This window comes from Morganella sp. TYF_1 (assembly GCF_043105645.1).
GTDB classification, from domain to species: Bacteria; Pseudomonadota; Gammaproteobacteria; order Enterobacterales; family Enterobacteriaceae; genus Morganella; species Morganella morganii_B.
Genome location: NZ_JBICLU010000017.1, coordinates 138,143 through 160,638, shown reverse-complemented (window position 1 = coordinate 160,638; position 22,496 = coordinate 138,143). Strand labels below are relative to the sequence as shown.

Genomic DNA, 22,496 nt, shown 5'->3' with positions numbered 1-22,496 from the left:
TCCGGACGCCCGCAGCCATGACAATGATTCGCTGGCGGCTAGTTTACCCTGATTTCCGTCAAAACGATCCATCATTTCGCCTCCGGGTGAATAATGAACACAGCCATTATTTTAACCAAGATATAGAATTATGCACTTTTCACAACAAACGTCGCACCGCCCTGTCTGGTTTTGGGTCACAGCTTATGTCACGCTCTGGATTATTGTCAGCTACGGATTGGATCCGACGGTGCCCTACGATGCCGTGGAAGCCCTGAACTGGGGCAAAACCGGTGAATGGGGTGCGCCGAAAAATCCGTGGCTGGTCGGTATGCTGATGTATCCGGTCATCGCCTTCCCTGATCTGATTGCCGCCGATTTCTACTGGTACTTCATCCACTTTACCGGCATTGGTATCGGTATGGGGGGCGTATGGTATCTGACACACCACCTCACACAGCGTACTGATTTTGCCTGGCTGGCACTGTTGTCGCTGAATCTGTCGGGGATCATCAATTTCGATTTAATCCCTTACAATGATAACTATATCCTGGTGACCTTCTGGCCGTGGATGCTGTACTTTTTTGTCCGCGCCGTTTATGACAATCCTGCCTGGTGGATGGGCTTTGCACTGACATCCGGATTGGCGACCATGGGGAAATATTCCACGCTCGCACTGGTCGGGATGGTCTTTCTCTTCACCCTGTTTGTGCCGAAAGCACGGGAAAGTTACCGTTCCCCCTGGTTTTATGCTGCGATAGCCATCTGGTTTGCACTGATCGTCCCGAATGTTATCTGGCTGGTCAATAATGATTTTGCCGCCTTTAAGTGGGTTGATTCACAAATTAAAACCGGCCTTACCCTGAAAACCACCGGTTCACTGTTTACCGTGTTCTATCCGCTGATCATTATCGCCGTCATTATCCGCCTGAAGGGCGGTCGTTTCGGCTGGCCGAAAGCGCAGGCAAAACGGCTTATCAATATTATGATTCTGGCACCACTCGCGGTGATTTATGTCTGGTTCACGTTTCATCAGGGCGGACGTATTACCGAGTGGCTGCAACCCTTTGTTCTGCTGTGTATTCCTGCACTGATCTGCTCGGTGGTTACCCCGCCGGTCAAACCGCTGAAAAACGTCATGAACGGGCTGATCATTTTTGCCGTTATCGTTATCACGGGCTATACCGCAGTGATGGGATTCAATATCCGTGACGCCGGCCAGAAAAATACCGGGCTGAAAACCTTCACCGCTGAGGCAGAAAGCTGGTGGGAGCAGGAAACCGGAAAACCGCTGATATACACCGGCGGGGAATATCTGCATGAATGGGTGACGTTTTACGGTAAGCACCAGCCGGAAACACTCCAGCCGTGGATCAATGAATCTGGTCATGGCTACCGGGTAACCAATATTTATAACCTGCATGTCACCCGTGATGATATCCGCCGTCACGGCGCACTGCTGATCGGACACGAGAATCGTACCTGTGCGCAGGAATCCTTTACCGGCGCACTGGAAGACTGGCCGGATCTGGTTATCGGGAAACGGAAACAGGTCATATATCAGTCACAGCCCGGCGCAAAAGAAGAAGCCGTCTGCCTGGGAATTGTTTATCCGGAGCAATAAAACAGAGACAAAAAAACCGCGCCGGTATTCACCGCGCGGTTTTTTCACATCTTACTGACAGGCCTGAATCAAGCGTCCACAAACACCATTTTCAGAATAAACAGCAGTGATACCACCACCACACACAGGTTCAGCTCACGCCAGCGACCGGTACCCAGCTTCATTGCACAGTAAGCGATAAACCCTAATGCAATCCCTTCAGTGATAGAGAAACTGAACGGCATCATCACGGCAGTCACAAACGCCGGAACCGATTCGGTCAGATCATTCCAGTTCACGCGCACCAGGCTGGAGGTCATCAGCACGCCGACATAAATCAGCGCCCCGGCAGTCGCATAAGCCGGTACCATGGCTGCCAGCGGCGAAATAAAGATCGCCGCGAGGAACAGCAGGCCGACCACAATGGCGGTCAGGCCGGTACGGCCGCCGACAGAAACCCCGGAAGTACTTTCAATAAATGCGGTCACAGAGGATGTCCCCATCGCAGAACCGGCGACGGAACTGATACTGTCCACATACAGCGCTTTTTTCATGTTCGGGAAACGGCCTTTTTCATCCGCCAGCCCGGCCTTATCAGTCACGCCGATCAGCGTGCCGGAGGAATCAAACAGGTTCACCAGCATAAACGAGAAGATAATCCCGGCGAGGGATACATCCAGCGCACCCATGATATCGACATGGCCGACAACCGAGGTAATTCCCGGCGGTACATCAAACACGCCCTTGTAAGTGACATCCCCGAGGAAAAGCCCGATGGAGGTTGTCACCACAATCGAGACCAGCACCGCCGCGTGAATATTACGCGCCGCCAGAATGGCGATAATAAAGAAGCCCAGCGCCCCCAGCACCACACTGTGATCGGTAAACTTACCGATAGTCACCAGGGTATCCGGGTTCGGCACAATAATACCGGCGTTTTTCAGTCCCATCATGGCGATAAACAGCCCGATACCGCTGGTGATCCCGACCCGCAGACTCAGCGGGATATGAGCAATCAGCCAGTAACGGATGCGCAGTAAGGTCAGAATAAACAACCCGACCGCGCCCCAGAAAATCGCGCCCATCGCCACTTCCCAGGAGTAGTGCATTGCACCCACCACCACAAAGGCGAAAAAGGCATTCAGCCCCATTGCCGGCGCAACCGCCACCGGCAGGTTAGCAAATAACCCCATCCCGATACTGCCGATGGCCGCAATCAGACAGGTGGTGACAAACACCGCTTTGATATCCATCCCGGCGAACGAGAGGATCTGCGGGTTTACAAAGATGATATACACCATGGTGAGGAAAGTGGTCAGCCCGGCAATAACTTCTGTGCGGACAGTGGTGCCGTGTTCCTGTAATTTAAACACGCGCTGGAGCAGGCCCTGATGAGGATCAGTGCCGGAAGTCGGAGTAGTCATGAATAAGGAGTCCCGGAAATTTGTTTTTTTCGGCTTATCCTACCGCATCATTTTAAAAAAGAAAACGTTTGCGTTTCATTGCGGGAAAATCCCGGCCATTAACGATGCCGGGATTGTTATTGATCAAACTTATGATGAACAGGATGCCGGTTTTTCTGACAGCCGCACCGGTTTCTCTCTTCCCCTGCCAAACAGGCGGGCAAGCCATGACTGACGAGGCTGCCGCTGTAATGAATAACGGCGCATCAGGGCATTTGCCCCCAACTCCAGCCCCGAACACATCACAAAATAGATAAAAGCGACAAACAGGAAAATCTCTGTCGGGTAGACCATACTGCGGTTATTGACCTGAGACGCGAGGAATGACAACTCCCCCACACCGACGATATAGGCCAGCGAGGTGTCTTTAATCAGCGCAATCCACTGATTAATAAAGGACGGGATCATCATCCGCAGCGCCTGCGGCAACACAATATGCCACAGCACTTCCCACCGGCTGAAACCGAGGGACATCCCCGCCTGCCACTGCCCTTTGCCGATCGCCAGAATACCGGCCTTCACACCGTGGGCAATATAAGCAGAGGTGACCAGCGCCAGCGCACAGACTACCGTGGTGATTTCCGGCACATCCACACCAAAGGCGATCGGCAGCAGGAAATAGACCCAAAATATCAGCATAATGATGGGAATCGCACGGAAAAACCCGAGAAATGCCGCGAACAGGTTTACCCACCAGCCACGCAGCATTGCCAGCATCACCCCGCCGATAGTCCCGAGCACGACAGAAATGGCCCCGGCAATCAGGCTGATCACCAGTGTCAGTGCCGCGCCCTCAAGCGGGCCGTCCGGGAACGTACCGAACAGCAGGTATTCCCAGTTATCACGAATTACGGAAAAATCCATCTTAATGCCCCTGTGCCAGCGCCCGTTGTGTCCGCCACTGCCCGAAGGCTTCCATCACCGCAATAATGGCGATATAGAGGATCGTCGCAACCCCGAAGGCTTCAAAGGTTTGCAAGGACTGACTTTCCACCTGACGTGATGCATAAGAGAGTTCAGCCACCCCGATTGCCATCGTCAGGGACGAGTTTTTCACTACATTCATATACTGCCCGAGCAGCGGCGGCATGGCGATTCTGACCGCCTGCGGCAGCACCACATAACACATGGACTGCCACGGTGTCAGCCCGAGCGCCAGCGCGGCTGATTTTTGCTGACGCCCGACCCCGGCAATCCCCGCCCGTAATTCTTCCGCAATAAACGGCGCGGAATAGAGTGTCAGCCCGAACCATCCGGCGATAAATTCAAATGACGGCCAGGCGAGTGTCAGCCCCGCCAGTTCAATTTCATGCGGCGTATTCAGCCAGATTTTCAGCGCCTGCGGCAGAATTTCCCCGGAAGCGAAATACCAGAAAAACAGCTGCACCAGCAGCGGCGTATTCCGGAATACACTGGTGTAAGCACTGACTAACCAGCGGAGCGGCGCGAACTGACTGTCCCGCCCGGCCACCAGCAGAAAACCCAGCAGTGTCGCCGCGAGAATCGTCCAGAATGAGATAAGCAGGGTGATCACAAACCCCTGCCCCAGCCACCCCAGATATTCCGGCGCAAGTAAGTGCGCACTTATAAATTGCTCAAACATCCGCTCATCCCGTCTGTTGCCGCAGAAATGCAGGAAGCCTCACCGGAGTGAGGCCTGATTCAGAAAACACACTCACATTACTTCGGCTGATCAGCCAGCGGAGCAAACTTAAATTCACCGCGCGGTTGTTCGGCTTTGGTGCCCGGACCAAACCACTGGTTATAAATCTGCTGTGATTTGCCCTCACTTTCGAGTTTCAGCAGGGTTTTGTTTACCGCTTCCACCAGACGGGTTTCCCCTTTCGGTGCCGCCAGTGCCTGGTATTCACGGGTCAGACTGAACGGCGAGAGTTCAAACTCCGCTTTTACTGACTCCGGCAGGTTACCCAGCAGCCCGACCAGTTTGGCATCATCCTGCGTGATAGCATCAACGTTACCATTACGCAGCGCGGCGAACGCCAGCGGGGTATCATCATAAGAAATCACTTTGGTACCCGCATATTTCTCGCGCAGCGTCACTTCCTGAACGGTGCCTTTATCCGCACCGATGCGCAGTTTTGCCACATCTTCCGGGGTTTTCAGCACGCCTTTGCGGGCAATAAATTTTTGTCCGGTCTGAAAATCAGGAATGGAAAAATCCACCTGTTTGGCACGCTCATCGGTAATCGTGAAGTTCGCCCCGATTAAATCCACTTTGCCGGAGACCAGCAGCGGAATACGGTTTGCGGGGTTGGTCGGGCGCAGTTCCAGCTTCACACCGAGGTCATCAGCAACGGCCTGTGCAATATCCACGTCATAACCGGCCAGTTTTTTGGTCTGCGGATCGATAAAGCCGAACGGCGGGTTGCTGTCAAAAACCGAAATACGGATCACACCGGCCTTCTGAATATCATCAAGCTTATCAGCCTGTGCGGTACCACTTACTAACGCTAAACCGGCAAGCAGAGCCGGAACAAATAATGTCGGTTTCATACACACCCCTGGAATCAGTCACGGAAAACGTCAATTTGTGTAAATCACACTCTCACGCTACCAACTCCTGCTTAGTTCCTGAAATACTAAGAAAGAATAATTCCATAACTGATTGTTCTAAGATGAACGCAGAACAGACTGCCTCCCTCAATAACACCTGTTATTTGTAATCCATCCATTCTTATTAAAAAAACTAATTACATAATTTATGATTATTTATTGAAATAAAATCATACGTTATTTTCCCCGCTGAAATATTACATGATCCTGATAAGCGATACTTAACAACCCATACTGCCGTTAATTAAAATTAATATCCAAAAGAAATTATTTATCAGCAACCTGTTAATAAATAATCACATCTTATTATCTGTATATTTATCTTTCCATTGCCACCAAAATAAAAAATGAATTCGAACTTATGAAAAAAATACACATTCTGAGCGTGTAAATTTATAAATTTTGACAATAATCACATATCTGTAAAATTCAAAATTAAGTACTGGTAAATATACCTGATGATTCTAAATTTAAAGAGACTGATTATTATTGGTCTCTTTAAATGAAAATCCGCAAAAATAGCCTCTTATTTTTGTCAGTCTGGTATCTTATTTTTACCGGAGTTAACCATGTTAAAGAAAACGCTTATTACGGCATTAGTTTCTGCCGCCTTTTTTTCAGGTTCAGCGTCTGCGGTCACCGCTGCGGGCGGAATTATAAACATCACAGGTGCTATCAGTGATACCACCTGTACCATAAACGGAGGCAACAGCGCCGACTTCGCCGTATTATTAGATCCGATTACCGTAACGGATGCCGGGGTAACCGCAAATACCGTCATTACCAAAAATCAGAAAGCCTTTACCATGACATTCTCTGATTGTGCGCCCGCATCAGTACCGCCCGGAAGTAACCTGAAAATACATTTCGCATCCCCCAACAATATATCGTCAACCGGAAATTACCTGATTAACGATACTGTTAATGAAGGGGATCCGTCCGTCGCGAAAAATGTCGGGTTCAGTTTATCGTCAACAACCGCACCGTCAGTGGCACTTTCACTGAATGCAGCATATGACACCGGAGTGAAGGGAGATAAAACCGCTCCGGCATCGGATCAGGTGACATTAATTGCCAGTTATTACAAAACCAATACCTCTCCAGCAAAAGTCGGGCCTGTACATTCCAACGTGATTTATACAGTCTCTTATTTATAACCATTGTCAGACAGTCAGGCTTGTCAAAAAGCCTGACTGTTTACAGGGGAATATAATGAAACGCCGATTCTTTTTTCTGATGATACTTATTTTATCCGGTAATGCCGCCGCTAATATCGTGATTAACGGGACGCGGCTTATTTATCATGAAGAAAATGACAGCATTACTGTTCAGCTGAATAACAACAGCCAGACATCATCATTAGCTCAGAGCTGGACAGATGACGGTGATATTAATGCCACACCGGAAAACAGCCGTTCGCCGTTTTATGTTTATCCGCCGATTGTCAAAATAGACGGAATGCAGGGGCAGCAGCTTAAAATAAAGAAAAATAATGAAAAACTGCCGGATGACCGGGAAAGTGTCTTTTATCTCAGTGTGCTGGATATTCCGGCCACACCCGCCAATGCCAAAGGAAAAAGTGTGTTACAGGTGGCCCTGCGGTCACGGATAAAGCTGTTTTACCGCCCTGCCGGGCTGACCGCAAACCCGGAAACCGTCATTGATAATATTCAGTGGCAGCTTAATGGTGATCATTTATCTGTCACCAATAATTCTCCGTACCATTTTACTATTGCGGCAGTCAATGCCAATGACAGCAGCCGCACATGGCTGGCGGCATCCGACATGATCCCGCCCTTTTCTGAGAAACAATTACCACTGAAAAATAAACCCGCGGCCCGTAATGCCTCAGTAACCTATGTCGATGATTACGGTGTGTATAAGTCGAAGAATATTACCTTCTGACGGACGATAATAACGTGAAAACACAACACTGCCTGCCGATTCTGATTATTGCCGGATTATGGAGCTATCCCCGCGAAGGCGTTACGGAAGAATTCGATACCACCCTGCTGGCCGGTGAATCCGCTAAAGGGGATATTTCACGTTTATATCAGGAAAATACACTACCGTCCGGCGATCAGCTGATGGACGTTTATGTCAATAACACCTGGAAAGGCCAGTTTACCGTTGAAGTGGGAGAGCATAATAATACCCTGAATTTTCAGCCGGCGGATATTAATAAGCTCGGACTGAATCTTTCAGATGATGCGAAAAAATTATCCGCAGAGAAACAACCGGTACCGGCAGATGAGCTGACTGCCGGACTGACTCATCACCTGAATAAAAGTACATTGCGGTTAGATTTGTCCGTGCCGCAAATCGGGGTAAAGACTGCCGATGCCGGTTATATTGACCCGGAATTATGGGATCACGGGCAGCCTGCCGTTATTCTCGGCTATAACGTCAATTACTATAACGCCAGACAAAAAAAGAATAACAAACAGAGTAATGACAGCTTTTTTGCCACGGTAAATTCCGGGCTGAACCTCGGTGTCTGGCAATTCCGCGATGAATCGGTTTATACCTCTTATTCCGGCGGACAGAAAGGCTGGAAAAATAACAGCCGTTACCTTTACCGTCCGATCAGCCGTATTTTATCTGCGCTGACGCTGGGGGATTTTTATACACCGCCTTCTCTGTTCGGCAGTTTTAAATTCAGAGGCGCATCACTGGCAACGGATATGAATATGCTGCCGCCATCCGGTCAGGGATTCGCACCAATCATCCGGGGTGTTGCTCAGACGAATGCCCTCGTCAGTATTTACCAGAACGGAAATCTTATTTTTCAGGAAAACGTGCCGCCGGGTGAGTTTATGTTCCGTGATATTCAGCCGACCGGCGGCAGCGGCGATTTTTCTGTCATTATTCAGGAAGCGGACGGACGGAAAGAATCATTTACCGTCCCCTTCTCCGCTGTGCCCGATATGCTGAAAGAGGGAATTTATAATTACAGTCTGACCGCCGGTCAGGCCCGGCTGGATAATACACACTACCGCCCGGCGTTTGTGCAGGGGGAATTCCGTTACGGGCTGAATAATACCGTGACACTGTATACCGGCGGGATTGCCGGAAAAGATTACCGCTCTCTTCTGGCGGGAAGCGCCTGGAATCTGCCGTTTGGTGCGCTTTCTGTTGATGTGACACAGGCGGATGCGGACTTTAAAACCGGCCGCAAAAGCGGCCAGAGCTATCGTATTGCCTACAGTAAGTTTGTCAGCACCACCTCAACAAACCTGACTCTCGCGACATACCGCTACTCCACCGGGAATTTTTACAGTTTCACCGACGCTATCTATCAGCAGGATAACTACCGGGCGTGGGATGCTTACCGTAATGAACAGGAAAACCTCACCGATAACACGCCGCGTCAAATACCGGATCTGATGACGATGGATGCCATGCGCGGTGCGCGGGCTAAAAATACCTTCACCGTGAATTTAAATCAGTATCTGGGCGAGAACCGGGGGGTGATTTATATCTCCGGCACACACCGGGATTACTGGAATTCCGGCGGCAGCAACCGGGAATATCAGCTTGGATATTCAAACAGTTATAACGATATCAGTTATACCGTGTCTGCATCACGCACCCGCAATTTTGATGATAAAAATGAAACCCGGTTTTACCTGAATGTCAGCGTGCCAATTTCTGTTTTCGGCAAAAATGCCTCTCTCAGCAGCGGTATTTACGCCACCGATTCCCGTTATCAGCAAACAACGGTCAGCCTGAGCGGAACCGCCGGTAAAGATGATTTGGTTAACTACACGCTGACCGGCTCAAACCAGAACGGCGGCAGTAACCTGGCGGGCGCGAACCTTACTTACCGCAACCCGTACAGCACCCTGTCCGGCTCATTCAGTGAGGGTAACGATTACCGTCAGGCGGGTGCCGGGGCCAAAGGAACTATCGTCGCGATCCCTGGCCATATCGCCATGTCCGGTGACACCGGCAATACCTATACCATTATTGATGCCCCGCAGGCCGGTAACCGGATGGTGAATTCCGATAAAGCATCCCTGACAAACAGTGAGGGTGTGGTACTGATGACACAATCCGTCCCTTACCGCGCCAACTCTTACACCCTGTCAGACACAGAAAAAAGTTCCGGTGCCGAAGTGACCGGTAATATCGGTCAGGTCAGCCCGTATAAAGGCGCGGTCAGTTATATCCGCATGGAAACCGATCCGCGCCAGACTTTCATTCTGCGGGCGGCCCGGGAAAACGGCGGCACACTGCCGTTCGGCACAGAAGTGACCGATGAACAGCATCAGCCGCTGGGGTATGTCGGGCAGTCCGGGTTGCTCTATCTGAAAAGCGGGCAGTTGCCGTCCTCACTGATTATAAAACTGACGGCAGACGGGAAACAGCAGTGTGTTATCCGCAATCCGGTGGTCACGCCGGATAAAAATCACAACATCTGCCGGTAAAAGGAAACAATGATGAAAACATCCGCCGCTGTATTACTTTTATTCCTGACGGTGATAAGCAGCAGGGCCGCTTATGCCACCTGTTCGGTAACATCCACCCAGACAGCACCGGCCGTGGTGCTGGATCTTTCGGCTGATTTGATCGGCGCCACCACAACCGTATCGAAAGTATCTCAGACCAACTTCAGCGGCCAGTTTACCTGTACGACAGCAGTGGTGCTGTTTCCGAATACCATCGGAATCGACTCCCCTTTTAATGGCCGGACAGCAACAATCGGATTTAATAACGGCGCACAACTCGTCAATATCACCCTGACGGCTCAGACAAAAAAGAGTGTTTCCGGCCTGGCAGCAGGTACTCACAACGGGACAGAACTCAATACCGGTTTCACACTGCGTTTTGATCTCGTCACTACACCAACCGGTAACTACACCAAAGTCCCGGGTGATACAGTGACGATTACACCAGTCATTTTTGCCTCTGATGCCACCACGCTGGGGCTGGTGGGCTGGCTGGCTGCGCTTGTCAGTAAGATTTTGCAGTTTTTACTGACGCTGCAATGGCCGGCTGATCCGAATGATATGTTTTTGCAGCCGGTGCAGGTTACTTACAATCCACCGGTGACCACCTGTACCTTTACCAATGCCGGGCTGACTGTCAGTCTGCCGCTGATGAGTATCAATGCCGTTAAAACCACCGATAAAGCCGGATACACCCCGTTCCGCCTCAATTTTACCTGTGACGGCCTCCTCACGGGTAACACTGCGTCCCGGGATATTGCCATGTTCCTGTCGTCGTCCAATTTACAGCCGTCCGACAAAACCGTGCTGACCAATACCGTTTCCGGCGGTGCCGGTGGTGTCGGCTTCCGCGTGGTGAAAGCCGGTAACCTCAGCAGCCCGGTGCAGTTTTCTGACAGTGCCAATGCTCAGGGCAGTGCCACCAGTATTTTCACTGCCGCCAAAGGCAGCGCAGTCTCACCGGCTTTCTCTGTCGATCTCGGCGCGTATTACTATCCCTACAGTCCGGGTACGGTGACACAGGGAAAAATGAGCAGTTCCGCGACCCTGGTTTTCTCCTACAACTGAACCGCCGGAGGACACGATGCGGACAGGCATTCTTATCATTCTGCTCCTGTGCATGCAGGCGGGATACGCCGGTGTTGTCATCAATACCACACGGGTGATTTACCCGGGCAATCAGGAAAATGCAGAGATCCAGCTGACCAACAGCGGAGACATGCCATCACTGGTGCAGAGCTGGGTGGATGAGGGGGATATCAATTCCTCGCCGGAAACCAGCAGCGCCCCGTTTATGGTGGTGCCGCCGGTGACGCGGATCGCCGGAGGCGGCGGGCAGCAACTGAAAATCCGTGTTCTGGCAAACAGCCTGCCCCGCGACCGGGAATCGGTTTTTTATCTCAATGTGGTGGATATTCCGGCGAAGACAACCACCACCGGTAATACCCTGCAATTTGCCCTGCGGACACGGATAAAGCTGTTTTACCGGCCGGATGACCTTTCGCTGCCGCCGGATGCGGTTCCGGAACAGATTTCTGCCTCTTTATCTGGAGAAACGCTGATTCTGAAAAATCCGGCACCTTACTATTTCACATTATCCGCGCTCGTCTCCGGCGGAGATAATACACCGTCACATATCAGCACCGTGATGCTCGCCCCTTATTCAGAGAGCCGGGTGGCATATACAGGGCAATTATCTGCAGGAGAGTCCGTCACGCTGATCAGCATTAATGATAAAGGACGCAATGTGCGGACAGAGAAAAAACTGAATTGAACATGCCGGTCAGGTGATGACCGGCATTTGCCTTACGGATTGAGGGCATTACCGCACCGCCCGCAGAAACGGCTGTCCGGCGGATAGCCGGTACCGCATTTCTGACAATATCCGGTGATAGTCTGCGCAGCGTTATTGCTTAACTGCTCCGGGTAACCATTATTGTCACGACCATGCTTATTGTAACCCGTATTACCGTGCTTGCGGCCATGACCGCTGCTGCGGTTCCCGTGACCGGATCCGCCCCCGCTGTTAAAAAACCGGCTGAATAAACCCATCGTACACCTCCGGAAACACTGTTTTGTCTGTTTCAGAAAGTATAAACCCCGGAGTTAACTCCAGGGTCAAATCAGGACAGGGACTTTTACAAAAACAGACAATATCGCCGGAGAAGCAATCCTGTTATGCCGGATCATTCCCTTTTTCGCCGTTATTACTATGCGCGGAAACTTCAATCACATGCTCACCGAGCAGGATACGTTCCACATCATCCCCTTTCACATGACGGAAATCCTGCCCCTTCACGTAATAGAAGATAAATTCACAGATATTCTGGCAGCGGTCACCGATACGCTCGATAGAGCGGGCACAGAACAGTGCGGTCAGGACACTCGGGATAGTGCGCGGATCTTCCATCATATAGGTCATTAACTGACGGACAATCCCTTCATATTCCTGATCCACTTTCTGATCTTCGCGGTAGATGCGGATAGCTTCCTGAATATCCATCCGCGCAAAGGCATCCAGCACATCATGCAGCATCTGAATGGCATGGCGGCCGAGAGATTCCAGACTGACCAGCAGCGGCTGATGCTGATGTGAAAATTTTTCCAGCGCAGTTTTGGCAATTTTGTCCGCCACATCCCCGATGCGTTCCAGCTCGGCAATGGTTTTGGAGATCGCCATAATCAGGCGCAGGTCGCTCGCCGTCGGCTGGCGTTTGGCAATAATACGGACACAGGCTTCATCAATCATCACTTCCATGATGTTGACCTGCTTGTCACCGGCGATAACCTCACGCGCCAGGTCTTCATCCTGGTTATGCATAGCAGTGATCGCTTTGCTGAGCTGCTCTTCCACCAGCCCGCCCATCGTCATCATTTCTGTGCGGATATGCTCTAATTCAGCATTAAACTGCCCGGAAATATGTTTATTGTGATTCAGATTTTCCATGATTGTCTCCGCATCAGCCATAACGACCGGTGATGTAATCTTCGGTTTGTTTCTTGCCCGGGGTGGTAAACAAGGTATCAGTATCACTGAATTCAATCAGTTCGCCCAGATACATAAACGCAGTATGGTCAGAACAGCGTGCCGCCTGCTGCATGTTATGGGTGACGATCACCACGGTATATTCCGATTTCAGCTCGCTGATAAGCTCTTCAATACGCCCGGTGGAAATTGGATCCAGCGCCGAGCACGGCTCATCCAGCAGCAGAACCTCAGGGCGGATAGCAATACCGCGGGCAATACACAGACGCTGCTGCTGACCGCCGGAGAGGCTGTAGCCACTCTGATGCAGTTTATCTTTGGTTTCGTTCCACAGCGCCGCTTTGGTCAGCGCCCACTGCACCCGCTCATCCATCTCGGCGCGCGGCAGTTTTTCAAACAGACGGACACCAAAGGCAATGTTGTCATAGATGGACATCGGGAACGGCGTCGGTTTCTGGAACACCATGCCGACTTTGGCGCGTAATAACGCGATATCCTGGGTATCTGTCAGAATATTGGTACCATCCAGCAGGATTTCCCCTTCCGCACGCTGTTCATTATACAGCGCGTACATTTTGTTGAAGGTGCGCAGCAGGGTCGATTTCCCGCAACCGGACGGGCCGATAAAAGCCGTGACTTTATTTTTGGCGATATCCAGCGAGATATTTTTCAGCGCGTGGAACTGACCGTAATAGAAGTTCAGATCACGAACCTGAATTTTGCTTTCAGTTACGTTTTGAATTTTACTCATGACTCTCTCTCATTCATCCGCAGTCATTTAATCAGTGCTTTTTCTTCGCAAACAGCACACGCGCCACGATATTAATTAACAGCACACACAGTGTGATCAGCAGGACACCCGCCCAGGCCAGACTCTGCCATTCCGCAAACGGACTCATGGCAAACTTGAAGATGGTGACCGGCAGGTTGGCAATCGGCTGCATCAGATCCGTACTCCAGAACTGGTTGGAGAGGGAGGTAAAGAGCAGCGGCGCCGTTTCTCCGGCAATACGGGCAATCGCCAGCAGCACCCCGGTGATAATCCCGGAGACCGAGGCTTTCAGGGTAATCGCTGAAATCATTTTCCATTTTGGTGTGCCGAGGGCATACGCCGCTTCGCGCAGACTGTCCGGCACCAGACGCAGCATGTTTTCCGTGGTGCGGATAACAATCGGGATCTGTAACAGTGCCAGAGCAATCACCCCCGCCCAGCCGGAGAAGTGCTGCATTTGCATCACCACGATGGTGTAAACAAACAGCCCGACCACAATCGACGGTGCGGATAACAAAATGTCATTAATAAACCGGGTGACTTCCGCCAGCCAGGATTTGCGGCCGTATTCCGCCAGATAAATCCCGGCAAGAATGCCGAGCGGGGTTCCGATAACGGTCGCCCACAAGATCAGCAGGCCGGAACCGACAATGGCGTTCGCCAGACCCCCGCCTTCGGTATTCGGCGGCGGTGTCATTTCGGTGAACAGCGCCAGCGACATGCCGTCCATCCCTTTGGTGACAGTCGAGAACAGGATCCAGATTAACCAGAACAGCCCGAATGCCATAGTGGACATGGATAAAAACAGGGCAACGCGGTTTTTCTGGCGACGCCAGAACTGGCGTTTCTGCCGTGCGCTGATATCCACTTTCGGTTGCTGAATATTCATGTCAGTCATCTCAGCGTCCCTCTTTCTTATTCAGGCGCATCACCATAAATTTGGAGATAGCAAGAACGATAAAGGTGATGACAAACAGAATCAGCCCCAGCTCCATCAATGCCGCGGTATGCAGCCCGGATTCCGCTTCCGCGAACTCGTTTGCCAGCGCCGAGGTAATACTGTTGCCCGGCATGTACAGCGAGAAGCTGTCCAGCTGATAGGTGTTACCGATGATAAAGGTCACCGCCATGGTCTCCCCCAGGGCGCGGCCCAGACCCAGCATCACGCCGCCGATCACCCCGTTCTTGGTGTACGGCAGCACAATCCGCCAGATCACCTCCCAGGTGGTACAGCCGATGCCGTAAGCGGATTCTTTCATCATCACCGGCGTCTGCTCGAACACATCACGCATCACCGAGGCAATATACGGAATGATCATGATGGCAAGGATAACGCCCGCTGCCAGGATACCGATCCCGAAGGCCGGACCGGAGAACAGCTCGCCGACAATCGGGATGCTGGACATCACCTCGCCGACCGGCTGCTGGAAATAGGTGGCAAACAGCGGGGCAAAGACAAACAGTCCCCACATGCCGTAGACGATACTCGGAATAGCGGCTAACAGCTCGATCGCGATACCCAGCGGACGGCGCAGCCAGTTCGGTGCCAGTTCGGTCAGGAACAGCGCAATCCCGAAACTCACCGGGACCGCAATCAGCAGGGCGATAACCGAGGTTACGATGGTGCCGTAAATCGGTACCAGTGCCCCGTACTCTTCTGCCGGCGGGTTCCACTCTTTATTCCATAAGAAACCTAAGCCGAATTTTTCAATGCTCGGCCATGACGCAATAATCAGTGAAATAATAATTCCGCCAAGCAACAATAGCGTAATCAGCGCCGCCAGTTTTACCAGGGCACTGAAAAGTTGGTCGCCGCGTTTGCTTGGTGGTTTCATTGCCGTTTTCAGTTCGGCCATAGTCGCTTCCGTCTTTACACAGCTCCCCCCGGCACGAGGGGAGCAATTACTGATAAATCGTTACTTCATCATCTGCCGTATCAGTACAGCGGCTTACCGCTGCTGTCTTTGACACTGGTTTTCCATGATGCACGGACCTGTTCAATCACTTCTTTCGGCAGTACCGCGTAATCCAGTTTTTCTGCCTGCTCACCGCCGTTCTTGTATGCCCAGTCAAAGAATTTCAGAACTTCCTGCCCTTTGGCAGCATCTTTTTGATTGGTGTGAACCAGGATGAAGGTGGTGGAGGTAATCGGCCATGCATTCGGACCCGGCTGGTTAGTCAGATCCTGAGCGAAACTTTTTGACCACTCGGCTTTACGCGCTGCGTTACTGAAGCTTTCGCCGGTCGGGGAAACCGCATCACCGTCCGCAGAAATCAGCTTGGTGTAAGCCAGTTTGTTCTGTTTGGCGTAGGCGTATTCCACGTAACCGATAGAGCCCGGCAGACGCTGAACAAATGCGGCGATACCGTCGTTACCTTTACCGCCGAGACCTACCGGCCAGTTAACAGTAGAGCCTGCACCGACTTTTTCTTTCCAGTCAGGGCTGACTTTTGACAGGTAGCTGGTGAAGACGAACGAGGTACCGGAACCATCCGCACGGCGGACAACGGCGATATCCTGATCCGGCAGTTTCACTGACGGGTTCAGTTTGGTAATTGCAGGGTCATTCCATTTTTTGATGTTACCCAGATAGATATCACCCAGGGTTTTACCGTCGAGTACCAGTTCACCGGACTTCAGGCCCGGCAGGTTGACGGCCAGTACCACACCGCCGATCACGGTCGGGAACTGGAATAAATTATCTGCAGCCAGTTTATCTTCGGACAGCGGTGCATCTGACGCCCCGAAATCAACGGTATTGGCGACAATCTGCTTCACACCACCGGAGGAACCAATCCCCTGGTAGTTAACTTTGTTGCCGGTTTCTTTCTGGTAAGTATCAGCCCACTGCGCATATACCGGCGCAGGGAATGTTGCACCCGCCCCGGTCAGACTGGTCGCGGCAAATGCAGAAAATGCAGAGAGAGAAAGTGTCGCTGCCATAACAGTGGCTACTGCGGTACGCATCGGTTTCATGATCCCTCCTGACGGGATTTATAGATAATGACGATAAACGTTGTATCTGGTTAATGTCGGAACATGAGGGAAAATAGGACAATCTGGTGACAATAATATGTAGGTTATATGACAGTTTTATGACATTGCAGGTGCGCGGGGACACAAAACCGGAAAAATAGCGGAAAGAAACAACACCGGGGAATAAATTTAATTCGTTGATTTAATTGTTATTAAACGCAAAATCCCGGAGAGCAGGACGTCCTGCGGGGAATTATGACAGCCATATGACGATGACATGCGGCTGTCATAATTATTAATCGTCTCTGTCATCCGGCAGCGGCAGCATCACGCGGATACGGAACCCGCCGCGCTGACTGCGGCCGACCTCGATTTTACCGTCATGCGCATCCACAATCCGGCGCAGAATCGCCAGCCCCAGCCCGGTGCCTTTATTACTGCGCGCTTTTTCACCCTGCACAAACGGCTGGAACAGGTCCGGAATATCCGCCTCATCAATACCGTTGCCGTCATCTTCCACCTGAAACCAGGCGAAATGCCCGTCTTCGCCGCTGCTGACACGGATCCAGCCGTTACCGTAGCGGGTGGCATTGACCAGCATGTTGCCCAGCGCACGTTTAATCGCAATCGGGTTACCGGTGAGATAAACCGGTGCCTGAATAACATCATTCTGAAGTGTGACATCCGAGTGGATGTGCGCTTCAATCACCTCATTGAGGACAGATGTCAGTTCCAGATGCACCATCTCCATCTCACGGCCGGTGCGCAGATACGCCATAAACTGCTCAATGATGCCGTCACACTCTTCAATATCATTGTTGATGGATTCCGCCAGATAGTCATCGTCCGGGTTCATCATTTCTGTTGCCAGACGGATTCGGGTCAGCGGTGTACGCAGATCATGGCTGACACCAGCCATCAGCACGGTGCGATCCTGCTCCAGCGTTTTGATATCTCTGGACATCTGGTTAAACGAACGGATAACCGAACGCACTTCTGCCGCCCCGGCTTCCCGTACCGGGACCAGCGGGCCGCCGGTACCGATTTGCCGGGCTGCGGATTCCAGCTCGGTCAGCGGACGGTTCTGATAGCGGATAAACACCCAGACCCCGGCAAAGACAATCAGCAGAAAAGCAAAAATATAACGGAAGATCGGGGAGAACTGATCCTGACCGATTTCGGTCAGCGGCACTCTCACCCAGACATCCGGGGCGATATAGGAGTTCAGCCACAGCACGGGATAATCACGGCCGACTTCCAGCCGGACATCCGCATAACCTTCCAGATAATGACTCATCTGTTTACTGAGGGACTCAAAATGACGCGCCCAGCGCAATCCGCCCTCATCGGCTGTTTTTTCGGTAAAAAAGGTAATCCCCAGCTCTTCATAAATTTTCTTACGCAGCGCCGGCGAAACACGCACTGCGGTTCCGTCCTTCAGCACCATCTCTTCACTCATCAGTGTGCGTACTTCATAGGCCAGCACCCGGTTAAACTGCTGCAGGCTGGGCATGACAATAAAGTTCACAACGGCCAGATAACTTGTTGTTATGGTTGCAAACAACAGGAAAATGACCAGAAATAACGAGCGTGAAAAGGTGCTCCTCGGCGAGAACCGCAGCCGCTTCATGCCTTGTTGCCGTCCGGAACGAAGACGTAACCCAGTCCCCAGACGGTCTGGATATAACGCGGATGTGTCGGATCTTCCTCAATCATGCGGCGCAGACGGGAAATCTGCACGTCGATTGAACGTTCCATTGCGCTGTACTCACGACCGCGTGCCAGACTCATCAGCTTATCGCGGGACAGCGGTTCACGCGGGTGAGACACCAGCACTTTCAGTACCGCGAACTCACCGCTGGTCAGCGGCATATTTTCATCTTCGTGGAACATCTCACGGGTGCCGAGGTTCAGTCTGAATTTACCGAACTGAATCACCGCATCATCCTGAGACGGCGCACCCGGCAGTTCATTCGCCTGACGGCGCAGCACCGCGCGGATACGTGCCAGCAGTTCACGCGGGTTAAACGGCTTCGGAATATAATCATCCGCACCGATTTCCAGCCCGACAATGCGATCCACTTCTTCCCCTTTCGCCGTCACCATAATGATCGGAATCGGGTTATTCTGACTTCTCAGACGGCGGCAGATAGACAGCCCGTCCTCGCCCGGTAACATCAGATCCAGGACAATAAGATGAATTGATTCACGCGTCAGCAGGCGATCCATTTGTTCCGCATTCGCGGCGGTACGGACCTGGAAACCCTGCTCACTCAGATAGCGCTCAAGCAGCGCACGCAGACGCATGTCATCATCAACGACAAGGACCTTATAACTTTCCTGCATGTTTGACTCCCGGGTTCATTTTTTCATGCAACTCTTCAGATTAATGGTGCCTACTCAGCAATCGGATGATAGCGGATAGACAAAATGACATAATTCACTTCACCGTTAGGTGTTATTACCATTACTTCATCATCCGCCTGTTTTCCGATTAATGCCCGGGCCACAGGGGAATCGACTGAAATCCATTTCTTTGCCGGGGAAAACTCATCAGGTCCGACGATGCGAAAAGTCTGAATTTCTTCATCGTCATTTTCCAGTTCCACCCACGCCCCGAAAAATACTTTTCCTTCCTGGCGGGGATCCGGCTCAACTATCTTTACGTCATCCAGACGTTTTGAAAGAAACCGGACACGCCGGTCTATTTCACGCAGACGTTTCTTCCCGTATATATACTCGGCATTTTCCGAGCGATCTCCCTGTGCAGCGGCTTCTGACACTGCCTGAGTGACCTGAGGACGCTCTGTTTTCCAGAGATATTTTAACTCCTGATCCAGCGCATCCCACCCTTCACGGGTAATCAGGTTACTTTTTGCCATATGTTACCTAAACAAAAAATAAATTATTTAAATAAATTGTAATACTAAATGCATTTTCCGGAAGATAACAGCTATGAATAATTCATTTATATTACTTTATCCCGGCTGGTAATTCCCGTTTTGAACACGTATAACTGTCCCCTGAAATTTTTTTACATCAATTTATCGCAGCCGGAAAGAATATCATGATGAATGAATCTCTGAGCCAGATTATTGCCGGTGAACTGAAGGCGCAAACCCGCCAGGTCACCGCCGCGATTACCCTGCTGGATGAGGGAAATACGGTCCCTTTTATCGCCCGCTACCGGAAAGAAGTCACCGGCGGCCTGGATGATACTCAGCTGCGTCAGCTGGAAACCCGCCTCAGCTACCTGCGCGAACTGAACGACCGCCGTCAGACCATCCTCAAATCCATTGAGGATCAGGGCAAACTGACCCCGGAACTGGCGGGGGCGATTAACGGGACGCTCAGCAAAACGGAGCTGGAAGACCTCTACCTGCCTTACAAACCCAAGCGCCGCACACGCGGACAGATTGCGGCGGAAGCCGGTCTGGAACCGCTGGCAGACACGCTGTGGCAGGACCCGTCACAGGATCCGGAAACCCTCGCCGCCACCTATACTGACAGCGAAAAAGGGGTTGCCGACACCAAAGCCGCCCTCGACGGTGCCCGCTATATCCTGATGGAACGTTTTGCGGAAGATGCCGGTCTGCTGGGGAAAGTCCGTGATTATCTGTGGCGTAATGCGCACCTGGTTTCCGTTGTGGTCAGCGGCAAAGAAGCCGAAGGCGCAAAATTCAGTGATTATTTCGATCACCATGAACCGATTGCCAATGTCCCGTCACACCGTGCTCTGGCCATGTTCCGCGGTCGCAATGAAGGCATTCTGCAACTCTCCCTCAATGCTGATCCGCAGTGTGAGGAGCCGCCGAAAGAGAGCTATTGTGAAGAATTAATCCGCGATTATCTCGGCGTCCGCTTTAACAATGCCCCGGCGGACAGCTGGCGCAAAGCGGTGGTGAGCTGGACATGGCGGGTCAAGGTGCTGCTGCACCTGGAAACTGAGCTGATGGCTGCGCTGCGTGAAAAAGCGGAAGATGAAGCTATCAATGTCTTCGCCCGCAACCTCAGTGATTTGCTGATGGCGGCACCAGCCGGGATGCGCGCCACCATGGGACTGGATCCGGGTCTGCGGACCGGGGTGAAAGTCGCGGTGGTGGATGCCACCGGTAAAGTGCTGGCGACGGATACCATTTATCCGCACACCGGTCAGACCGCCAAAGCAGCGGCATCCGTTGCGGCACTCTGCCTGAAATACCATGTTGAACTGGTGGCGATCGGTAACGGAACGGCGTCCCGCGAAACCGAACGTTTCTTTGCCGATGTGCAGAAACAGTTCCCGGATATCAAAGCCCAGAAAGTGATTGTCAGCGAAGCCGGTGCTTCGGTTTATTCTGCCTCGGAACTGGCGGCGGCAGAGTTTCCGGATCTGGATGTCTCGCTGCGCGGTGCGGTTTCTATCGCCCGCCGGTTACAGGATCCGCTGGCCGAACTGGTGAAAATCGACCCGAAATCCATCGGTGTCGGCCAGTATCAGCATGATGTCAGCCAGACACAGCTTGCCCGTAAACTGGATGCGGTGGTGGAAGACTGCGTCAACGCCGTTGGTGTTGACCTCAACACCGCGTCTGTTGCCCTGCTGACCCGTGTTGCCGGACTAAGCAAAGTCATTGCGCAGAATATCGTTGACTGGCGTGATGAGAACGGGCGTTTTGCTGACCGCAAACAACTGCTGAAAGTCGCGCGTCTCGGCCCGAAAGCCTTTGAGCAGTGCGCCGGGTTCCTGCGTATCGCAGGCGGTAAAAATGCGCTGGATGCCTCCACCGTTCACCCGGAAGCCTATCCGGTGGTGGAAAAAATCCTGCAGGCCACACAAAAAACCCTCAGTGATCTGATGGGTAACGGTGATGTGCTGCGCAATCTGAAAGCACAGGATTTTGTCACTGAACAATTCGGTGTGCCGACGGTTTCCGATATCCTCAAAGAGCTGCAAAAACCCGGCCGTGACCCGCGTCCGGAGTTTAAAACCGCCACCTTTGCCGATGGTATTGAAACCATGAATGATCTGCGTCCGGGCATGGTGCTGGAAGGTGCGGTCACCAACGTCACCAATTTCGGTGCTTTTGTCGATATTGGTGTTCATCAGGACGGACTGGTGCATATCTCCTCGCTGGCCAACCGCTATGTGGAAGATCCGCATACTGTGGTCAAAGCCGGGGATATTGTCAGCGTCAAAGTGCTGGATGTGGATATCGCCCGTAAGCGTATCGCGCTGACCATGCGAATGGACGAAGAACCGGAAACGGCGGCCCGCCGTGGTGGTGGCGGCAGCGATAAACCACGGGCGGAAAAACGTCAGAACAGCCGCCCTGCCCGTAACGGTAATAGTGACACCTCTGCCGGCAACAGCGCGATGGGTGATGCCCTCGCCGCGGCATTCGGCAAGCGCAAGTAATACCCCTGCTACCATGTACGCGGCAGCCCTGGCTGCCCGTACATTTCCCTCCTGTCAGTCGCATATTGCGTTAACCAGTCGTAAAAATTGTTATTAACGTAAATCAAGACGTGAAATATCTGCTCTCAATTGTTTTATACGCCGGATATCTTGACGCACATCAAACTTTGCTGGTTAATTTTCGGGCTAAATAGGTAAAATATTGTTGGTTATGATTTGCATTTACAGTATCAATTAAATTTGTAAGGGATATTTTTCTGCCAAACTGTTCGTGCGATAATCATTTGCAATAT

At 51.8% G+C, this 22,496-nt stretch carries 20 protein-coding genes; 7 read left to right on the top strand and 13 right to left on the bottom strand.

The window, feature by feature from the left end; translation table 11 throughout:
- The first annotated feature begins 130 nt into the window (after window positions 1-130).
- Window positions 131-1,603 carry a glycosyltransferase family 39 protein gene (locus tag ACF8OF_RS08945; RefSeq protein WP_392496385.1) on the top strand — a complete coding sequence of 491 codons (1,473 nt, stop codon included), beginning with the start codon at window positions 131-133 and terminating at the stop codon, window positions 1,601-1,603.
- Window positions 1,604-1,671: 68 nt separating this feature from the next.
- Here the strand turns inward: ACF8OF_RS08945 and ACF8OF_RS08940 are convergent, their stop codons facing one another.
- From ACF8OF_RS08940 to ACF8OF_RS08925, 4 genes are all read right to left on the bottom strand, one after another.
- Window positions 1,672-3,006 carry an NCS2 family permease gene (locus ACF8OF_RS08940; RefSeq protein WP_025151534.1) on the bottom strand — a complete coding sequence of 445 codons (1,335 nt, stop codon included), beginning with the start codon at window positions 3,004-3,006 and terminating at the stop codon, window positions 1,672-1,674.
- Window positions 3,007-3,135: 129 nt separating this feature from the next.
- Window positions 3,136-3,909, bottom strand: coding sequence for an amino acid ABC transporter permease (locus ACF8OF_RS08935; RefSeq protein WP_004237990.1), 774 nt, complete (start codon window positions 3,907-3,909; stop codon window positions 3,136-3,138).
- A 1-nt stretch (window position 3,910) separates the two neighbouring features.
- On the bottom strand, window positions 3,911-4,648 hold the full coding sequence (locus tag ACF8OF_RS08930) for an amino acid ABC transporter permease (RefSeq protein ID WP_279797154.1): 738 nt from the start codon (window positions 4,646-4,648) through the stop codon (window positions 3,911-3,913).
- A gap of 77 nt (window positions 4,649-4,725) precedes the next feature.
- On the bottom strand, window positions 4,726-5,559 hold the full coding sequence (locus ACF8OF_RS08925; protein WP_392496384.1) for an ABC transporter substrate-binding protein: 834 nt from the start codon (window positions 5,557-5,559) through the stop codon (window positions 4,726-4,728).
- Between the two features lie 629 nt (window positions 5,560-6,188).
- Here ACF8OF_RS08925 and ACF8OF_RS08920 point away from each other — a divergent pair.
- From ACF8OF_RS08920 to ACF8OF_RS08900, 5 genes are read left to right on the top strand one after another with little or no spacing between them, the layout of a single operon-like run.
- Window positions 6,189-6,776: a fimbrial protein gene (locus ACF8OF_RS08920; protein ID WP_004237987.1), complete on the top strand. Its 588-nt coding sequence runs from the start codon at window positions 6,189-6,191 to the stop codon at window positions 6,774-6,776.
- A gap of 55 nt (window positions 6,777-6,831) precedes the next feature.
- A complete protein-coding gene (locus ACF8OF_RS08915; RefSeq protein WP_392496383.1) occupies window positions 6,832-7,524 on the top strand; it encodes a molecular chaperone in 693 nt (230 codons plus the stop codon).
- Between the two features lie 14 nt (window positions 7,525-7,538).
- On the top strand, window positions 7,539-10,049 hold the full coding sequence (locus ACF8OF_RS08910) for a fimbria/pilus outer membrane usher protein (RefSeq protein WP_392496382.1): 2,511 nt from the start codon (window positions 7,539-7,541) through the stop codon (window positions 10,047-10,049).
- Between the two features lie 9 nt (window positions 10,050-10,058).
- The gene (locus ACF8OF_RS08905; RefSeq protein WP_279797148.1) at window positions 10,059-11,138 is read left to right on the top strand and encodes a fimbrial protein; all 1,080 of its coding nucleotides are present in this window, start codon (window positions 10,059-10,061) and stop codon (window positions 11,136-11,138) included.
- A gap of 16 nt (window positions 11,139-11,154) precedes the next feature.
- The gene (locus ACF8OF_RS08900) at window positions 11,155-11,844 is read left to right on the top strand and encodes a molecular chaperone (protein WP_279797147.1); all 690 of its coding nucleotides are present in this window, start codon (window positions 11,155-11,157) and stop codon (window positions 11,842-11,844) included.
- A gap of 32 nt (window positions 11,845-11,876) precedes the next feature.
- Here ACF8OF_RS08900 and ACF8OF_RS08895 read toward each other — a convergent pair whose 3' ends face one another.
- From ACF8OF_RS08895 to greB, 9 genes are all read right to left on the bottom strand, one after another.
- Window positions 11,877-12,122 carry a zinc-ribbon domain-containing protein gene (locus ACF8OF_RS08895; RefSeq protein ID WP_392496381.1) on the bottom strand — a complete coding sequence of 82 codons (246 nt, stop codon included), beginning with the start codon at window positions 12,120-12,122 and terminating at the stop codon, window positions 11,877-11,879.
- 124 nt (window positions 12,123-12,246) lie between these two features.
- The gene (gene phoU, locus ACF8OF_RS08890; protein ID WP_025151543.1) at window positions 12,247-13,017 is read right to left on the bottom strand and encodes a phosphate signaling complex protein PhoU; all 771 of its coding nucleotides are present in this window, start codon (window positions 13,015-13,017) and stop codon (window positions 12,247-12,249) included.
- 13 nt (window positions 13,018-13,030) lie between these two features.
- Window positions 13,031-13,807: a phosphate ABC transporter ATP-binding protein PstB gene (gene pstB / locus ACF8OF_RS08885; RefSeq protein ID WP_004237979.1), complete on the bottom strand. Its 777-nt coding sequence runs from the start codon at window positions 13,805-13,807 to the stop codon at window positions 13,031-13,033.
- 31 nt (window positions 13,808-13,838) lie between these two features.
- A complete protein-coding gene (gene pstA / locus ACF8OF_RS08880; RefSeq protein ID WP_262859607.1) occupies window positions 13,839-14,726 on the bottom strand; it encodes a phosphate ABC transporter permease PstA in 888 nt (295 codons plus the stop codon).
- Between the two features lies 1 nt (window position 14,727).
- The gene (gene pstC, locus ACF8OF_RS08875; protein ID WP_025151545.1) at window positions 14,728-15,684 is read right to left on the bottom strand and encodes a phosphate ABC transporter permease PstC; all 957 of its coding nucleotides are present in this window, start codon (window positions 15,682-15,684) and stop codon (window positions 14,728-14,730) included.
- Window positions 15,685-15,764: 80 nt separating this feature from the next.
- The gene (gene pstS, locus ACF8OF_RS08870) at window positions 15,765-16,805 is read right to left on the bottom strand and encodes a phosphate ABC transporter substrate-binding protein PstS (protein WP_349467564.1); all 1,041 of its coding nucleotides are present in this window, start codon (window positions 16,803-16,805) and stop codon (window positions 15,765-15,767) included.
- A 295-nt stretch (window positions 16,806-17,100) separates the two neighbouring features.
- Window positions 17,101-18,435 carry a two-component system sensor histidine kinase EnvZ gene (gene envZ, locus ACF8OF_RS08865; RefSeq protein WP_262859609.1) on the bottom strand — a complete coding sequence of 445 codons (1,335 nt, stop codon included), beginning with the start codon at window positions 18,433-18,435 and terminating at the stop codon, window positions 17,101-17,103.
- Window positions 18,432-19,151, bottom strand: a complete 720-nt coding sequence (gene ompR, locus ACF8OF_RS08860; protein WP_025151548.1) for a two-component system response regulator OmpR — start codon at window positions 19,149-19,151, stop codon at window positions 18,432-18,434. The genes envZ and ompR overlap by 4 nt, the downstream gene beginning before the upstream one ends.
- A gap of 50 nt (window positions 19,152-19,201) precedes the next feature.
- Complete coding sequence (greB, locus tag ACF8OF_RS08855) at window positions 19,202-19,687, bottom strand: transcription elongation factor GreB (protein WP_262859610.1); 486 nt, start codon at window positions 19,685-19,687, stop codon at window positions 19,202-19,204.
- A 185-nt stretch (window positions 19,688-19,872) separates the two neighbouring features.
- Here greB and ACF8OF_RS08850 point away from each other — a divergent pair, with 185 nt between their 5' ends.
- Complete coding sequence (locus tag ACF8OF_RS08850; protein ID WP_392496378.1) at window positions 19,873-22,203, top strand: Tex family protein; 2,331 nt, start codon at window positions 19,873-19,875, stop codon at window positions 22,201-22,203.
- The last annotated feature ends 293 nt before the right edge of the window (window positions 22,204-22,496 follow it).

What these genes read in the sequence shown, in the direction of transcription:
- ACF8OF_RS08945 (WP_392496385.1), top strand. Translation starts at nt 131, where the DNA reads ATGCACTTTTCACAACAAACGTCGCACCGCCCTGTCTGGTTTTGGGTC.
- ACF8OF_RS08940 (WP_025151534.1), bottom strand. Translation starts at nt 3,006, where the DNA reads ATGACTACTCCGACTTCCGGCACTGATCCTCATCAGGGCCTGCTCCAG.
- ACF8OF_RS08935 (WP_004237990.1), bottom strand. Translation starts at nt 3,909, where the DNA reads ATGGATTTTTCCGTAATTCGTGATAACTGGGAATACCTGCTGTTCGGT.
- ACF8OF_RS08930 (WP_279797154.1), bottom strand. Translation starts at nt 4,648, where the DNA reads ATGTTTGAGCAATTTATAAGTGCGCACTTACTTGCGCCGGAATATCTG.
- ACF8OF_RS08925 (WP_392496384.1), bottom strand. Translation starts at nt 5,559, where the DNA reads ATGAAACCGACATTATTTGTTCCGGCTCTGCTTGCCGGTTTAGCGTTA.
- ACF8OF_RS08920 (WP_004237987.1), top strand. Translation starts at nt 6,189, where the DNA reads ATGTTAAAGAAAACGCTTATTACGGCATTAGTTTCTGCCGCCTTTTTT.
- ACF8OF_RS08915 (WP_392496383.1), top strand. Translation starts at nt 6,832, where the DNA reads ATGAAACGCCGATTCTTTTTTCTGATGATACTTATTTTATCCGGTAAT.
- ACF8OF_RS08905 (WP_279797148.1), top strand. Translation starts at nt 10,059, where the DNA reads ATGATGAAAACATCCGCCGCTGTATTACTTTTATTCCTGACGGTGATA.
- ACF8OF_RS08900 (WP_279797147.1), top strand. Translation starts at nt 11,155, where the DNA reads ATGCGGACAGGCATTCTTATCATTCTGCTCCTGTGCATGCAGGCGGGA.
- ACF8OF_RS08895 (WP_392496381.1), bottom strand. Translation starts at nt 12,122, where the DNA reads ATGGGTTTATTCAGCCGGTTTTTTAACAGCGGGGGCGGATCCGGTCAC.
- phoU (WP_025151543.1), bottom strand. Translation starts at nt 13,017, where the DNA reads ATGGAAAATCTGAATCACAATAAACATATTTCCGGGCAGTTTAATGCT.
- pstB (WP_004237979.1), bottom strand. Translation starts at nt 13,807, where the DNA reads ATGAGTAAAATTCAAAACGTAACTGAAAGCAAAATTCAGGTTCGTGAT.
- pstA (WP_262859607.1), bottom strand. Translation starts at nt 14,726, where the DNA reads ATGACTGACATGAATATTCAGCAACCGAAAGTGGATATCAGCGCACGG.
- pstC (WP_025151545.1), bottom strand. Translation starts at nt 15,684, where the DNA reads ATGGCCGAACTGAAAACGGCAATGAAACCACCAAGCAAACGCGGCGAC.
- pstS (WP_349467564.1), bottom strand. Translation starts at nt 16,805, where the DNA reads ATGAAACCGATGCGTACCGCAGTAGCCACTGTTATGGCAGCGACACTT.
- envZ (WP_262859609.1), bottom strand. Translation starts at nt 18,435, where the DNA reads ATGAAGCGGCTGCGGTTCTCGCCGAGGAGCACCTTTTCACGCTCGTTA.
- ompR (WP_025151548.1), bottom strand. Translation starts at nt 19,151, where the DNA reads ATGCAGGAAAGTTATAAGGTCCTTGTCGTTGATGATGACATGCGTCTG.
- greB (WP_262859610.1), bottom strand. Translation starts at nt 19,687, where the DNA reads ATGGCAAAAAGTAACCTGATTACCCGTGAAGGGTGGGATGCGCTGGAT.
- ACF8OF_RS08850 (WP_392496378.1), top strand. Translation starts at nt 19,873, where the DNA reads ATGATGAATGAATCTCTGAGCCAGATTATTGCCGGTGAACTGAAGGCG.